The sequence below is a fragment of the Mycobacterium sp. SP-6446 genome, from assembly GCF_001954045.1.
Taxonomy (GTDB): Bacteria; Actinomycetota; Actinomycetes; order Mycobacteriales; family Mycobacteriaceae; genus Mycobacterium.
This window is the reverse complement of record NZ_MBEM01000242.1, coordinates 1-14,324: the sequence shown is the minus strand read 5'-3', so window position 1 is coordinate 14,324 and position 14,324 is coordinate 1. Positions and strand designations below refer to the sequence as shown.

Annotated in this window: 11 protein-coding genes and 1 riboswitch; all 11 genes read left to right on the top strand. The window is 66.9% G+C overall.

The genetic code is table 11. The features are described from left to right. The first annotated feature begins 15 nt into the window (after positions 1 to 15). Complete coding sequence (locus A5736_RS22010) at positions 16 to 312, top strand: WXG100 family type VII secretion target (protein WP_076123893.1); 297 nt, start codon at positions 16 to 18, stop codon at positions 310 to 312. A gap of 28 nt (positions 313 to 340) precedes the next feature. Beyond that, positions 341 to 625, top strand: coding sequence for a WXG100 family type VII secretion target (locus tag A5736_RS22005; RefSeq protein ID WP_076123891.1), 285 nt, complete (start codon positions 341 to 343; stop codon positions 623 to 625). An 88-nt stretch (positions 626 to 713) separates the two neighbouring features. Beyond that, the gene (locus A5736_RS22000) at positions 714 to 1,622 is read left to right on the top strand and encodes an ESX secretion-associated protein EspG (RefSeq protein WP_076123124.1); all 909 of its coding nucleotides are present in this window, start codon (positions 714 to 716) and stop codon (positions 1,620 to 1,622) included. 278 nt (positions 1,623 to 1,900) lie between these two features. Further along, a complete protein-coding gene (gene eccD / locus A5736_RS21995) occupies positions 1,901 to 3,412 on the top strand; it encodes a type VII secretion integral membrane protein EccD (RefSeq protein WP_076123429.1) in 1,512 nt (503 codons plus the stop codon). Beyond that, positions 3,390 to 5,243, top strand: a complete 1,854-nt coding sequence (locus A5736_RS21990; RefSeq protein ID WP_076123125.1) for a type VII secretion-associated serine protease mycosin — start codon at positions 3,390 to 3,392, stop codon at positions 5,241 to 5,243. The genes eccD and A5736_RS21990 overlap by 23 nt, the downstream gene beginning before the upstream one ends. Positions 5,244 to 5,262: 19 nt before the next feature. Next, positions 5,263 to 6,468 carry a type VII secretion protein EccE gene (gene eccE / locus A5736_RS21985; RefSeq protein WP_076248544.1) on the top strand — a complete coding sequence of 402 codons (1,206 nt, stop codon included), beginning with the start codon at positions 5,263 to 5,265 and terminating at the stop codon, positions 6,466 to 6,468. Continuing rightward, positions 6,465 to 8,297, top strand: a complete 1,833-nt coding sequence (eccA, locus tag A5736_RS21980) for a type VII secretion AAA-ATPase EccA (RefSeq protein ID WP_076123128.1) — start codon at positions 6,465 to 6,467, stop codon at positions 8,295 to 8,297. The genes eccE and eccA overlap by 4 nt, the downstream gene beginning before the upstream one ends. Before the next feature lie 76 nt (positions 8,298 to 8,373). Beyond that, positions 8,374 to 8,545: riboswitch (M-box (ykoK) riboswitch) on the top strand. Positions 8,546 to 9,141: 596 nt separating this feature from the next. After that, positions 9,142 to 10,302, top strand: a complete 1,161-nt coding sequence (locus A5736_RS21975) for a PPE family protein (protein WP_076248546.1) — start codon at positions 9,142 to 9,144, stop codon at positions 10,300 to 10,302. Positions 10,303 to 10,396: 94 nt separating this feature from the next. Continuing rightward, positions 10,397 to 11,587, top strand: a complete 1,191-nt coding sequence (locus A5736_RS21970) for a PPE family protein (protein WP_076248542.1) — start codon at positions 10,397 to 10,399, stop codon at positions 11,585 to 11,587. A gap of 1,000 nt (positions 11,588 to 12,587) precedes the next feature. Then, positions 12,588 to 13,862, top strand: a complete 1,275-nt coding sequence (locus A5736_RS21965; protein ID WP_076248540.1) for a PPE family protein — start codon at positions 12,588 to 12,590, stop codon at positions 13,860 to 13,862. 14 nt (positions 13,863 to 13,876) lie between these two features. Continuing rightward, positions 13,877 to 14,324: PPE family protein (locus tag A5736_RS21960; protein WP_139333499.1), on the top strand; the 448-nt coding region annotated here is incomplete at its 3' end.

The window sequence follows — 14,324 nt, the reverse complement described above, 5'->3', positions numbered from 1 at the left end:
AAGGAGATAGCCAAGATGGCAACACGTTTTATGACTGACCCGCACGCGATGCGGGCGATGGCGGGCCGCTTTGAGATGCACGCTCAGACGGTGGCCGATGAGGCGCGCAAGATGTGGGCGTCCTCGCAGAACATCGCCGGTGCCGGCTGGAGTGGGCAGGCCCAGGCGACGTCCTACGACACGATGGGTCAGATGAATCAGGCGTTCAACAACATCGTGAACATGCTGCACGGGGTTCGTGACGGGCTGATCCGCGACGCGAACAACTACGAGACCCAAGAGCAGGCCTCGCAGCAGATCCTGAGCCACTAGCCCTTTCATTCGTTAGGAGAACACCGCTATGTCAATCAATTACCAGTTCGGCGATGTCGATGCCCACGGCGCGCTGATTCGCGCGCAGGCCGCTTCTTTGGAGGCCGAGCACCAGGCCATCGTTCGCGATGTGCTTGCTGCTGGTGACTTCTGGGGCGGCGCGGGTTCGGTGGCCTGCCAGGAGTTCATCACCCAGTTGGGTCGTAACTTCCAGGTGATTTACGAGCAGGCCAACGCCCACGGCCAGAAGGTGCAGACCGCCGGCAGCAACATGGCCAGCACCGACAGCGCCGTTGGGTCCAGCTGGGCCTAACCCCAACTTCAGGCGCGGCAGCACACCGATTATGTGGTGTGCTGCCGCGTCCTGCGGTTATCCGAGCACGTCGACTTTCGAGGTATTGATGGACTCACAGACCACGCGCACTGACATCACCGTCAACGTCGACGGCTTCTGGATGCTGCAGGCGCTGCTGGACATTCGGCATGTCGCGCCGGAACTGCGGTGCCGGCCGTACGTCTCCACCGACTCGAACGACTGGCTCAACGAACACCCCGGCATGGCGGTGATGCGCGAGCAGGGCATCGTCGTCGGCGAACTGAACGAGGTGCAGGAGCAGGTGGCCGCCCGGATGCGGGTGCTGGCCGCACCCGACCTCGAGGTCATCGCCCTGCTGTCGCGGGGCAAGCTGCTCTACGGCGTGGTCGACGACGAGAACCAAGCGCCCGGCTCCCGCGATATCCCCGACAACGAGTTCCGCGTGGTGCTGGCCCGGCGCGGTCAGCACTGGGTATCGGCGGTTCGGGTGGGCAACGACATCACGGTCGACGACGTCGCTGTCGCGGACAGCGCCTCGATCGCGTCACTCGTCCTGGACGGCCTCGAGTCGATTCATCATGCGGAGCCCGCGGCGATCAACGCGGTCAACGTGCCGCTGGAGGAGATGCTGGAAGTAACGAAGTCATGGCAGGAGTCGGGCTTCAACGTGTTCTCCGGCGGAGATCTCCGGCGAATGGGCATCAGCGCCGCCACGGTGGCCGCGCTGGGGCAGGCGCTGTCGGACCCGGCGGCCGAGGTCGCGGTCTACGCCCGCCAATACCGGGACGACGCCAAGGGCCCGAGCGCCTCGGTGCTTTCGCTCAAAGACGGTTCGGGCGGCCGGATCGCGCTTTATCAACAGGCCCGAACCGCGGGTTCGGGGGAGGCGTGGTTGGCCATCTGCCCAGCGACCCCGCAATTGGTCCAGGTCGGTATAAAAACCGTCCTGGATACGTTGCCGTACGGCGAGTGGAAAACCCACCGCAGGGTGTGAACCCGCTTGCGAAACATAGTGTTTACCAACGGCTTTGCCCAGAACGTGCGGCCGAGAGGCAAACACGGCATACTTCTCTAGAATCATTAACGATGATTCGCCAGCAAAGCCACAACAACTAATATCGCGAGGGCGAGACAGATGAAATCCGAATTGTTCGGGCTGCACATCCTCCGGCGCCACGGCGCCGCGGTGAGCAGGTCGGCACCAGCCCCCGCGCGGCCACATGCACGGGTTAACTCACACACCACGCTAGGGGGTGCGCAGCGATGACTGCGATAACTTCGGTAGTTGAAGCGCCACAGCCCGACATCGAGGGAATCTCGCAGCCCCGGGCCGTCGTGGTCGGCATCATGGCCGGCGAGGGCGTCCAGATCGGCGTCCTGCTCGATGCCAATGCCCCCGTCTCGGTGATGACCGACCCGCTGCTGAAGGTGGTCAACAGCCGCCTGCGCGAGCTCGGCGAGACACCGTTGGAAGCCAAGGGCCGCGGCAAATGGGCGCTGTGCCTGGTCGACGGCACGCCGCTGCGGGCCACGCAATCGCTCACCGAGCAAGACATCTACGACGGCGACCGCCTCTGGATCCGGTTCATCGTCGACACCGAGAAGCGATCGCAAGTCGTCGAACACATCTCCACTGCCGTTTCGCAGAACCTCAGCAAGAGGTTCGCGGCGATCGATCCGGTCATCGCCGTCCAGGTCGGTGCCTCGATGGTGGCCACCGGCGTAATCGCCGCGACGGCCCTGCTGGGCTGGTGGCGCTTCCACCACAACTCGTGGCTGACCACCATCTACTCCGCGGTGATCGCCGTGGTCGTCCTGGGCGTGTCGATGCTGCTGCTGGCACGGGCCCAAACCGACGCGGATCGGCGCGTCGGCGACATCATGCTGTTGAGTGGCCTGGCACCCCTGGCAGTCGCCGCGGCAGCCGCACCGCCCGGCGGGGTGGGTTCCCCCCATGCGGTGTTGGGCTTCGGGGTGCTGACCATCGAGACCATGTTGGCCCTGCGTTTCACCGGCCGCCGGCTCGGCACCTACACCGCGATCATCACCGTCGGCGCGGTCGCGGCGCTTGCCGCCCTGGCGCGGATGGTCGCGAATAGCAGTGCCGTGACGCTGCTCAGCTGCGTGGTCCTGGCCTGCGTGCTGGCCTACCACGCCGCCCCGGCGATGTCCCGTCGGCTGGCCGGCATCCGGCTGCCGGTGTTCCCGTCGGCCACCAGCCGCTGGGTGTTCGAGGCTCGACCCGACCTGCCGACCACCGTGGTGCGTTCCGACGGCGGCCCGCCGGTGTTGGAAGGGCCCGCGTCGGTGCGCGACGTGCTGCTGCAGGCGGAACGGGCCCGGTCGTTCCTGACCGGGCTGCTGATCGGGCTGGGCGTGCTGATGGTGGTGTCGCTGGCCGCACTGGCCGATCCGCACACCGGCCAACGGTGGCTGCCGCTGCTGCTCGCCGGTTTCAGCGCCGGATTCCTGATGCTGCGCGGGCGTTCCTACGTCGACCGCTGGCAGGCGATCACCCTGGCCGCGACGTCCGTGCTGATCGTCGGCACGGTGGTAGTGCGCTACGCGCTGGTGCTGCACTCGCCGCTCTCGGTCGCGATCTGCACGGGGATCCTGGTTCTGCTGCCGGCGGCGGGTCTGACGGCCGCGGCGGTTGTGCCCAACACGATCTACAGTCCGCTGTTCCGCAAGTTCGTGGAATGGATCGAATACCTCTGCCTGATGCCGATCTTCCCGTTGGCATTGTGGTTGATGAATGTCTATGCGGCGATTCGGTACCGCTAGCAACAAGGTGTGGCGTGGTCGCGCGTCCCGCGCGACCGTCGCTGCCCTTCTGCTCACGTCGGGCGCGTTAGCCGGCTTGCCGCCGGCGTACGCGATCTCGCCTCCGACGGTCGACCCCGCCGCCGTTCCGCCCGACGGTCCGCCCGGACCGCCGGCGCCGATGAAGCAGAATTCGTACTGCACCGAGGTCGGCGTGCTGCCGGGCACCGACTTTCGGTTGCAGCCCAAGTACATGGACATGCTGAACTTGCAGGAGGCCTGGCAGTTCGGCCGTGGTGCGGGGGTCAAAGTCGCCGTCATCGACACGGGCGTGACCCCACACCCCCGTTTCCAGCACCTCATCCCCGGCGGCGACTACGTCATGGGCGGCGACGGATTGTCGGACTGCGACGCCCACGGAACGATCGTGGCGTCGATGATCGGCGCGGCCCCCGCCAGCGGCGCAACACCGCCGCCCGCGGGACCGCGCAAGCCCGTCACCATTCCGACCACCGAACCGCCCCCGAAAGCGCCCCCGCCGCAGACGGTTACGTTGTCGCCGCTGCCGCAGACGGTGACGATGGTTCCGCCGCCGCCGCAGTCGGAAGCTCCCCCCGCCGCGCCAGGACCCTTCCAGATACCGGGGTTCCCGGCAGCGCCGCAGCCGGCGGCACCGCCAGCACCGGCTCAGGGGGGCCCGGCCGCGGGACCGGGCCAGGCCCCGTCGGGCAATCGCGGCGGGTCCGGCACGGTGACCATCCCCAGCTACTCCGGTGGCAAGCGCATCGTCGGTGTCGACAACCCGGTCGACCCGCGCCCGCTCGACCCGCCGAAGCCGCCACCGCCGCCCCCGCCACCCGCGGGGCAGGCGCCCGACGCGTTCAGCGGGGTCGCCCCCGAAGTCGACATCATTGCGATCCGCCAGTCCAGCCAGGCGTTCGGCCTCAAGGATGCCTACACCGGTGACGAGGATCCGCAGACCCGGGCGAAGGTCGACAACGTCGAGACGATGGCACGGGCGATCGTGCATGCCGCCAACCTCGGTGCCCAGATCATCAACATCTCCGACGTGACATGCATGAGTGCGCGCAACATCATCGACCAGCGCTCGCTGGGTGCGGCGGTCCGCTACGCGGCGGTCGACAAGAACGCCGTCATCGTCGCCGCGGCCGGGGACAGCAGCAAGAAAGACTGCAAGCAAAACCCGATCTTCGATCCGTTGCAGCCCAAAGATCCCCGCAACTGGAACGCGGTCACCACCGTCGTCACGCCGTCGTGGTTCAGCGACTACGTGCTGACGGTCGGCGCGGTGGACCCGGACGGTCGTCCGCTTACCCAAGGGGGTCAGGGCCAGGGCGCATCGAGCATCGCCGGACCGTGGGTGGGCATCGCCGCACCCGGAACCGACGTCATCGGGCTCTCGCCCCGCGACGACGGCCTGATCAACGCGATCGACGGACCGGACAACACGCTGCTGGTCCCGGCCGGCACCAGCTTCTCGGCGGCGATCGTGTCCGGGGTGGCCGCGCTCGTGCGCGCCAAGTTCCCCCAGCTGTCCGCTTACCAGGTCATCAACCGGTTGACCCGCACGGCCAGGGCACCCGCGCGCGGCGTGGATAACCAGATCGGGTACGGCGTCGTCGACCCCGTGGCGGCGCTGACGTGGGATGTGCCCGAAGGCCCGGCAAAGCCGCCGCAGCAATTGTCGGCGCCGCTGACGGTGCCTAAACCGGCCCCGCGCCGCGATATGGTGCCAGTGTGGGTGGCCGCCGGCGGACTGACCGGGGCATTACTCATCGGCGGCGCAATATTCGGTGTGGCAACGATGATGAAGCGACGGAAGCAGCAATGAGGGCGGAGCGACGATAGTAATGAATCCTCAACGCAGATTCGGGTTGTCGTTGTCATGGCTGCGAGTCACCGCGGTGTTCTTGGTCGACGTCGTGATCTTGCTGGTGGCCAGCCACTGCCCAGACTCGTGGCAGGGGGAGCACCGCATCGCCTTTTGGGTCGGGGTCGGCCTGGCGGTGATCGTCACGCTGCTGTCGTTGGTCACCCACCACGGCCTCACGCTCACCTCGGGGTTGGCCACGTGGCTGTGGGATTGGTCCGCCGATCCGGGCACCGCGCTGGCCGCCGGCTGCACGCCCGCCGTCGATTACCAGCGTAAATACGGACGCGACACGGTCGGGGTACGCGAGTACGCGGGCCGTCTGGTTTCAGTGATCGCGGTCGACGGCGGTGAGGAGGACGCTCCCGGGCGCCACCGCCACCATCGCACGACGACGTCGGCCCCCACCCTGCTGGTGCAGGCGGTCGCTGAGGGGCTGCACCAATTCGACATCCACCTCGACGGAATAGACGTTGTCTCGGTGAAGATCCGCCGCGGCGGCAACGCCGCCGAGCTGTCCAAGCTCGACGACTGGGGGCCCGAGGAGTGGGAGGTGGTCGGCGACCAGCCCGCCTCGTATGTGCGCCGCACCTGGCTGGTGCTGCGGATGAATCCCCAGCGCAACGTCGCCGCCGTCGCGGCCCGCGATTCGCTGGCGTCGACGTTGGTCGCGGCCACCGAACGCCTCGCCCAAGACCTCGATGGCCACGGCTGCGCGGCCCGGCCGCTGACGGCCGACGAACTCGCCGAGGTCGACAAGGCCGTGCTGGCCGACCTCGAACCGACCTGGAGCCGCCCCGGCTGGCGCTACCTCAAGCATTTCAACGGCTTTGCGACCAGTTTTTGGTTGACGCCGTCGGACATCACCACGGAGGCGGTCGACGACCTGTGGCAGCCCGACACCGAGGCGACCGTGGTGACCATCCGCCTCACCACGTCGGGAGGCCGGCCGCTGGTCTCCGCCTGGGTGCGCTACCACAGCGACAAGCGGACCCCCAAGGGGTTGCCGCACGGACTCAACCGGCTCACCGGCCGCCAACTAGCAGCGGTGCGCGCGAGCCTGCCCGCCCCGACCACTCGGCCCTTACTGGTGGTGCCCACCCGGGACCTGCTGGAGGGCGATGAGTTGGTGCTGCCGGTCGCTCAGGTGCGGGATAACGCTGCGGCCTTGCCAGCAGCGCAATGAGTCGTCCGCAATCAACCCCCGAGGACGCCCGTAACGCGATGGTCGCCGGCCTGTTGGCGTCCGGCATCTCGGTCAACGGGCTGCAGCCCAGCCACAACCCGCAGGTGGCATCGCAGATGTTCACCATGGCGTCGACCATCGACCCCGACATGTGCGACGCATGGCTGGCGCGGGTGCTCGCCGGTGACCAGAGCCTCGAGGTGCTCGCCGGCGCGTGGGCATCGATCAGGACGTTCGGGTGGGAGATCCGCCGTCTCGGGGTCACCGAATTGCAGTTCCGGCCCGAAGTGTCCGACGGGTTGTTCCTGCGGCTGGCGGTCACCAGTGGGGAGTCGCTCGCCTGCGCGTACGCCGCGGCGCTCGCCGAGGCGAAACACTATGAGGAAGCCGCGAAACTGCTCGACGGCGTCGAGCCCCGGCATCCATTCGACGAAGAGCTGGTCACCTACGTGCGCGGCGTGCTGTACTTCCGCACCGGGCGGTGGCCGGACGTGCTCTTGCAGTTCCCCGAGGGGAAGGTCTGGCGCAACCCCGAGCTCAAAGCCGCGGGTGCGGCGATGGCCACCACGGCCCTGGCGTCGCTCGGGGTGTTCGAGGAGGCCGTCCGGCGCGGCCAGGCGGCCATCGAGGCGGACCGGGTGCCGGGCGCGGCCAACGTCGCGCTCTATACCCAAGGCATGTGCTTGCGCCACCTTGGACGCGAGGAGGAGGCCGCCGAGCTGTTACGCCGGGTGTATTCGCGCGATCCCAAATTCACCCCGGCCCGGGAAGCGTTGGACAACAACGATTATCGGCTGATATTGACCGACCCCGAGACGATCGAGGCCCGCACGGACCCGTGGGACCCGGACAGCGCGCCGACCCGCGCGCAGACGGAGGCCGCCCGCCACGCCGAGGAAGCCGCCAAATATCTGGCCGAAGGCGACGCCGAGCTCAACGCGATGCTCGGCATGGAAAAAGCCAAACGCGAAATCAAACTCATCAAATCGACGACCAAGGTGAACCTGGCCCGAGCCAAGATGGGGCTGCCGGTGCCGGTGACGTCGCGCCACACCTTGTTGCTCGGGCCGCCGGGAACCGGGAAGACGTCGGTGGCGCGGGCTTTCACCAAGCAACTGTGCGGGCTCACCGTGCTGCGCAAGCCGCTCGTGGTGGAGACCAGCCGCACGAAGCTACTGGGCCGTTACATGGCCGACGCGGAGAAGAACACCGAGGAGATGCTCGAGGGCGCCTTGGGCGGGGCCGTCTTCTTCGACGAGATGCATACCCTGCACGAGCGCGGCTATCACCAGGGTGACCCCTACGGCAATGCGATCATCAATACGCTGCTGCTGTACATGGAGAATCATCGCGACGAGCTCGTTGTCTTCGGTGCGGGCTACGCCAAGGCGATGGACAAGATGCTCGAGGTGAATCAGGGTCTGCGACGGCGCTTTTCGACCGTGATCGAGTTCTTCAGCTATACCCCGGACGAACTTGTCGCGCTGACCCAACTGATGGGGCGGGAAAACGAGGACGTGATCACCGACGAATCGGCCCAGGCGTTGCTGCCGTCGTACACGAAGTTCTACCTCGACGAAAGCTACTCCGAAGACGGGGATCTGATCCGCGGCATCGATACGCTCGGCAACGCCGGCTTCGTGCGCAATGTGGTGGAAAAGGCCCGCGACCACCGAAGCTTCCGCCTGGACGATGAGGACCTCGACGCCGTACTGTCTAGCGACACAACCGAATTCAGCGAGCGCGACCTGCTGCGGTTCAAGGAGCTCACCAGCGACGACCTGGCCGAGGGGCTGAGCGCGGCGGTAGCCGAGAAGAAGTCGACCTAGCGCGCCTTCTCGCGGCACCGCAAATCGGCCGGCAGCAAGTTGACTCGTGCCGGTCCAAATGCCACCATGGCTTTCGTATGCACCTCGCTAGGTGAGGCGTCTACACGGATATAGGCCACTGACCTCGAACGTCGAGAGACGCCCAGGGTCAGGACAGCTCTTCCCGGCTTAAGGGTTGAGCCCAAGTGGCTTCCGGTTCGATCCGGATACGCCGTGTGGTGCCAAAGCTCTGACGAGAGGGGTGCTGCGTCCGGGTCGTTTCTCGGGCGCTCCTCCCCGACGTGCGATGCAGTCGGCACCCCCGTGTGCCCTGGCCGTGAGGAGGTGAGAGCGAAATGAGTCCCGACGATATTCCGTCTTCCAGAACGACGATCATTTCGTTACGACCGACCCCGGCCTCGCTTGTTCGGTCCTGATCGTGCTTGGCCCGGTAAACCCGGGCTGCCTGGTCGGCCCATAATGAAAACGATTATCGTTTCGGTGTAGTGTCTTGCTCGGCCTCGCCGCGGCGTGCGCGACGGCGCCAGCAATCCACCTGCAAGTCATGCGAGGAGGGGGCTGATGTCGCTTGCAATTCGGCATCCGGAAGCGGTGACGACGGCTGTCGGTCACCTGAATGGTGTTGGATTCGCCTTGACCGCAACACAATTCACGCCAAATGCCGGCCGGTGGGGCAGCAGTGAGCGTCCAAGCAATGGCAGTGCCCGGCACGACGCGCGGGATGCGTGACTCGTGGCGTGATTAGATCTATTTAGCTTAGCCTTGCCTAAACAGGACCAGGCTTTCCAACCACGCGGTCGCAACTAGTAAGAGAGGGGCGCGAACGGTGACGCTGGATTTTGCGATGCTTTCCCCGGAGGTCAACTCGGCTCGGATGTATACGGGCGCGGGTTCGGCCTCGATGCTGGCGGCTGCGTCGGCGTGGAAGGGCCTGGCCGCGGAATTACGATCCACGGCGCTGTCGTATGGTGCGGTGCTTTCGGCGCTGACCGACGAGGAATGGCATGGCCCGGCATCGGCCCTGATGGCGTCCGCGGCCGCACCCTACGTGGAGTGGATGAACACCACCGCGGTGCAAGCCGAGGAGACCGCCGCCCAGGCTGAGGCCGCCGCGGCTGCCTACGAGACCGCTTTCGCGGCCACGGTTCCCCCGGCAGAGATCGCGGCCAACCGCGCCCAGCTGGCATCGCTGGTCTCGACCAACTTCTTGGGCCTCAACACCCCCGCGATCGCGGCCACCGAGGCCCAATACGGGGAGATGTGGGGCCAAGACGCCGCCGCGATGTACGGCTATGCCGGGTCGTCGGCCGCGGCGAGCAGGCTGACCGAGTTTGACCCACCCCAACCGATCGTCAACCCCGCCGCGACCCCGGCTCAGTCGGCAGCGGTGACCCAGGCCGCGGCCACCTCGGCGGGCACCGGGCAAAGCACGCTGTCAAAGCTGATGACGTCGGTCCCGGGCACTCTGCAGAGCATGGCCTCCCCAGCGGCCTCGACGGCGTCCGCCCCGGCCAGCCTGGACGATCTGCTGAATTCCTCGATCTGGAACAACTTCGGACCCAACGCCAATATCTGGAACACCATCTTCTCGTCCGGGTTCTATATGCCGGGCAACTACCTTGGCACCGCGTCCAACTTCATGACCCAAGGCGCGGGCGACGCGGCCGCCGGCGCGGCCGGCGCCGCGGCGGACGGAACGGCGGCCTTCGGCCTAGCGCAGGCGGTCGCTGCGGCGGGCGGCCTCGGCGCCGTGGGCAACACCGTGTCGGCGGGGCTGGGCGCGGCACCCCAGGTCGGAGGGCTGACGGTACCTGCGAGCTGGACGGGGGCCGCGCCCCAGCTGTCTTCCGCAATCAATGCCACACCGATGGTGGCACCGCCCCCAGCGATGGCAGCAGGCATGCCCGGAGTGCCACTCGGTGGCAGCCGGGGCTTCGGCCGCAACATGCCCCCCCAGTACGGCTTCAAACCCTCGTTCGTCGCACGCCCGCCCTCGGCGGGATAACTCACGGCGGAACTTCACACAATTGCCCCTTTTGCGCGCCAGCGCCCACGGGGCCATCTGAGACCGCTTGGCAAAAAGGGGAGGAGGCTAACGAATGTTCGCGGTAGTGGATTTCGCCATGCTTCCTCCCGAAATCAACTCGGGCCGTATGTATTCGGGGGTCGGTGCCGGCCCGCTGTTGGCCGCCGCTTCGGCCTGGTCTGGACTGGCCGCGGAGCTGCGGGCCACCGCGCAAGGCTACGACTCCGTGCTTTCGGAGTTGACCAGCCAGGCGTGGTACGGCCCGGCGTCGGCGTCGATGGCGGCCGCGGCCGCGCCGTATGTGGCATGGATGAACACCACCGCGGCGCAGGCGGAGGAAACCGCCGTCCAGGCCGAGGCAGCCGTCGCGGCCTACGAGGCCGCGTTTGCCGCCACGGTGCCGCCGCCCGTGATCGCGGCCAACCGCAGCCTGCTCGCGGCGCTGATCGCCACCAACTTCTTCGGCCAGAACACCCCCGCGATCGCGGCCACCGAGGCTCAGTACATCGAAATGTGGGCCCAGGACGCCGCGGCCATGTATAGCTATGCGGGCGCCTCGGCTGTCGCCAGCCACCTGACCCCGTTCGACCCGCCCACGGAGACCACCGACTCTGCCGCGTTGCCGGCGCAGTCGGCCGCGGTGGGCCAGGCCGCGGCCACGTCGGCGGGGACCGGGCAAAGCACGGTTTCCCAGCTGATGTCCGCGGTGCCCGGCAGCTTGCAGAGTCTGGCCGCCCCGGCCACTACGACAGCGTCTGCCCCCGCAAGCCTGGACGATCTCCTGAATTCCGCGATCTGGAACAACTTTGGACCCAACGCCAATATCTGGAACACCATTTTTGCGTCCGGCTTCTACATGCCGGCCAGATACCTTGGCGTTGCCTCCGACTTCATGTCGATGAATCAAGCCGCCGGCGGCGCTGCCGACGCAGCGGAGGGCGCGGCCAGCGCAACAGCGGCCGGCGCGCTGGAGAGTCCGCCCGGCGGCGCGACGCTGGTGAACTCGGTCACGGCCTCCATGGGCAGGGGAGGTCTCGTCGGCCCACTGTCAGTGCCACAAGGCTGGGCGACGCCCGCACCCGCGCACAGTCCGCTCGCCTCGACGCTCGTCAGCGCAACGGGGGAGGGACCGGCCCCGCCCGTCTCGGCGAGCACGCCCTCAGTACCGGTGGGGGGACATATGGGCGCCCGGGGTGAGGGGCGCGCGGTGCCTCAATATGGCTTCCGTGTGGCCTTTGTGGCTCGCCCGCCGGCCGCGGGATAGTAGGCCGTCCCGCACTATCTCACAAGCGCCACATCATCCACGTGAGCGTTCGGCAACTGAATGGGCGCATTCCCGGGCACCTGGGGCGAGTTGAACTATGCCATTTAGCACCGCCGATGGCGGCTTTCGACCTCACAGGCAACCGGCAGCAGCTAATCAGCGTTGTGGCAGTGAGCCAGGTTTACTCTTGGTGAAATTCAGGGAGGGAGGCATGACAATCAACCATCAATTCGGCGCTGCCGATGCGCGGCACCGCCGCGATCCCCGGGGCGCGGCGCCGCGAGGTGGGGACTACCGTGCCGGACTGCGGCTACCAGGTGGTACATAAGCTGGCGAATCGTAGAATTTGCGCACGTCCGAGGGACATACGTTCATCATCGATGCTCATGTTTCGCTCAACGCATGTGCGATCGATATGCAATTACAATGCGCTTTGCATTCCATCGCGATAAAGGGCTTTCGCCAATATCATTCGCTGCCCATGATGCAATAGGGCGGTGTAAAATTTGCGAACAAAGGACTAATTACTAACGTTAATCGCAGTTAACGCGATCACCGGCGCGGCTGAAATGTGATCGGTGACACCAAATAGCAGACTCGCTGCGCGGGCATCGGGCCTGCTGTTTGACGTGCAAATATGCGTGCTGAGCAGGCCTTTCAGCGTTGCACTGCGTTAACTGTGAAACAGAGTTCTCACAACCGTACCCGGGAAACGTGACATTAATCTTTTACATTCTGATTACTCATCGGGAACGCATAGTGAATACGTTTCGATCAGCATGATTCCTAGCTCAGGCGGTGCACGGGCAGAGCGGCCCGATGCATCCTGTGAAATTCACAGCTAAGGGAGGGTAGGGGTCCGACTGTCTCCGGCGAGTGCAAATCAAACTCATGCACTCCGCGGCGAAATCAATGGATTCCATTAGAGCCACACGCGTTTGCTGGCTCGACGGTTAATGACGCCTACCATGGCGGCCGAATAGGGGACGGGAGGTAATAGATGTTGGATTTCGGGGCGCTGCCGCCGGAGGTCAACTCCGGCCGGATGTACGTCGGGGCAGGGGCGGGGCCGTTGCTGGCCGCCGCCGCGGCATGGGATGAGCTGGCCGCCGAGTTGCAGTCCACCGCGGCGTCCTACGGGTCGACCATTGAGGGCCTGACCGTCGGGCCGTGGACGGGTCCATCCTCGATCGCGATGGCGGCGGCCGCGGCCCCGTATGTGGCGTGGATGAATGCCACCGGTGCTCAGGCCGAGCAGGCGGCCACGCAGGCCAAACTGGCCGCGGGCGCCTACGAGACCGCGTTTGCGGCCACGGTGCCACCGCCGGTGATCGCGGCCAACCGCGCGCTGCTCGCGGCGCTGATCGCCACGAACTTCTTGGGCCAGAACACCCCCGCCATCGCCGCGACCGAGGCGCACTACATGGAGATGTGGGCACAGGATGCCGCCGCCATGTATGCCTATGCGGGTGCATCGGCGGCGGCGTCGCAGCTGACCCCGTTCGTCCAGCCGCCGAACACCACCAATGACACGGGCGGAGCAACGCAAGCGGCCGCGGTCGCGCAGTCCAGCACCGTGTCCGGCTCGAACACGGCGTCGCAGCTGTCCCAACTGGTCACCGCGACACCGAGTGCGCTACAGAGCCTGGCAACGGGTAACGCAACGACCAACGCGACGTCGACCGCGGCCGCGACGGGAGTCGGTTTGCCGCCGGTCCCGCAGAGCCTGACGGACTGGAACACCATCTGGTCGACCCTGACCGGGCCGTACTCGCTGCAAGGGTTGACCGCCATACCCGGCGGTCCGTTCCTCTCGTTCGGGCAGGCGTACGCATGGGGTCAAAACGGGCAGGGCGCCGCCGCCATGTTGTCGGGCCCGAAAGCCATCAACGGTGCGTTGGCGCCGCTGACCGGGGGCGCCAACGCCGTCAAGCCCATGCTGAGCTCGGCTGCCGGCCAGGTATCGGGGTCGATGGGCAAAGCGCCTCTGGTGGGAAGCATGTCGGTGCCGCAGGGGTGGACCGAAGCCGCCCCGGCGATCCGGACGCTCGCCTCGGTGCTGCCGGCGAATCTCGCGGCCGCGCCGGAGGCCGCACTCGCCGGCGAGGGCGGAGCCTTCAGCCAGATGGCCCTCTCGAGCCTCGCGGGACGAGCCCTGGCCGCCAGCGCCACGTACTCCGGCGGTGGGGCGGCGGCCAAGGCGCTGGGCGGCGTGGTCGCCGAGGCCGACCCCGCCGCGGCCACCATCATCGTGATCCCGGCGCTCGAGGACTGAAAAGGGGTTTAGCCATGTTCTACGGAGCCTTTCCGCCGGAGTTCAACTCGGGCCGGATGTATGCCGGCCCGGGAGCCGAGTCGCTGCTGGCCGCCGCGGTGGCGTGGGATGACCTGGCCACCGAACTGCAGTCCACCGCGTCCTCCTACTCGTCGGTGGTCGCCAGTCTGACCGGCGGACCCTGGATAGGGCCGTCGTCGCTGTCCATGGCGGCCGCGGCCGCCCCCTATATCGCCTGGATGCAAAGCACCGCGGTCCAGGCCCACGAAGCTGCCTCCCAGGCGACCGCGGCCGCAAGCGCCTACGAGACGGCGTTCGCCGCACATGTGCCCCCGCCGGTGATCGCGGAAAACCGCACCCTGCTCGCGCAGCTGGTGGCGACCAACGTGTTCGGGCAGAACACCGCGGCGATCGCGGCCACCGAGACCGAGTACTCCGAAATGTGGGCCCAAGACGCGCTGG

Coding starts and splice junctions, on each gene's coding strand:
- A5736_RS22005 (WP_076123891.1), top strand. CDS start 341: ATGTCAATCAATTACCAGTTCGGCGATGTCGATGCCCACGGCGCGCTG.
- A5736_RS22010 (WP_076123893.1), top strand. CDS start 16: ATGGCAACACGTTTTATGACTGACCCGCACGCGATGCGGGCGATGGCG.
- A5736_RS21965 (WP_076248540.1), top strand. CDS start 12,588: ATGTTGGATTTCGGGGCGCTGCCGCCGGAGGTCAACTCCGGCCGGATG.
- eccA (WP_076123128.1), top strand. CDS start 6,465: ATGAGTCGTCCGCAATCAACCCCCGAGGACGCCCGTAACGCGATGGTC.
- A5736_RS21975 (WP_076248546.1), top strand. CDS start 9,142: ATGCTTTCCCCGGAGGTCAACTCGGCTCGGATGTATACGGGCGCGGGT.
- A5736_RS22000 (WP_076123124.1), top strand. CDS start 714: ATGGACTCACAGACCACGCGCACTGACATCACCGTCAACGTCGACGGC.
- A5736_RS21990 (WP_076123125.1), top strand. CDS start 3,390: ATGCGGCGATTCGGTACCGCTAGCAACAAGGTGTGGCGTGGTCGCGCG.
- A5736_RS21970 (WP_076248542.1), top strand. CDS start 10,397: ATGTTCGCGGTAGTGGATTTCGCCATGCTTCCTCCCGAAATCAACTCG.
- eccE (WP_076248544.1), top strand. CDS start 5,263: ATGAATCCTCAACGCAGATTCGGGTTGTCGTTGTCATGGCTGCGAGTC.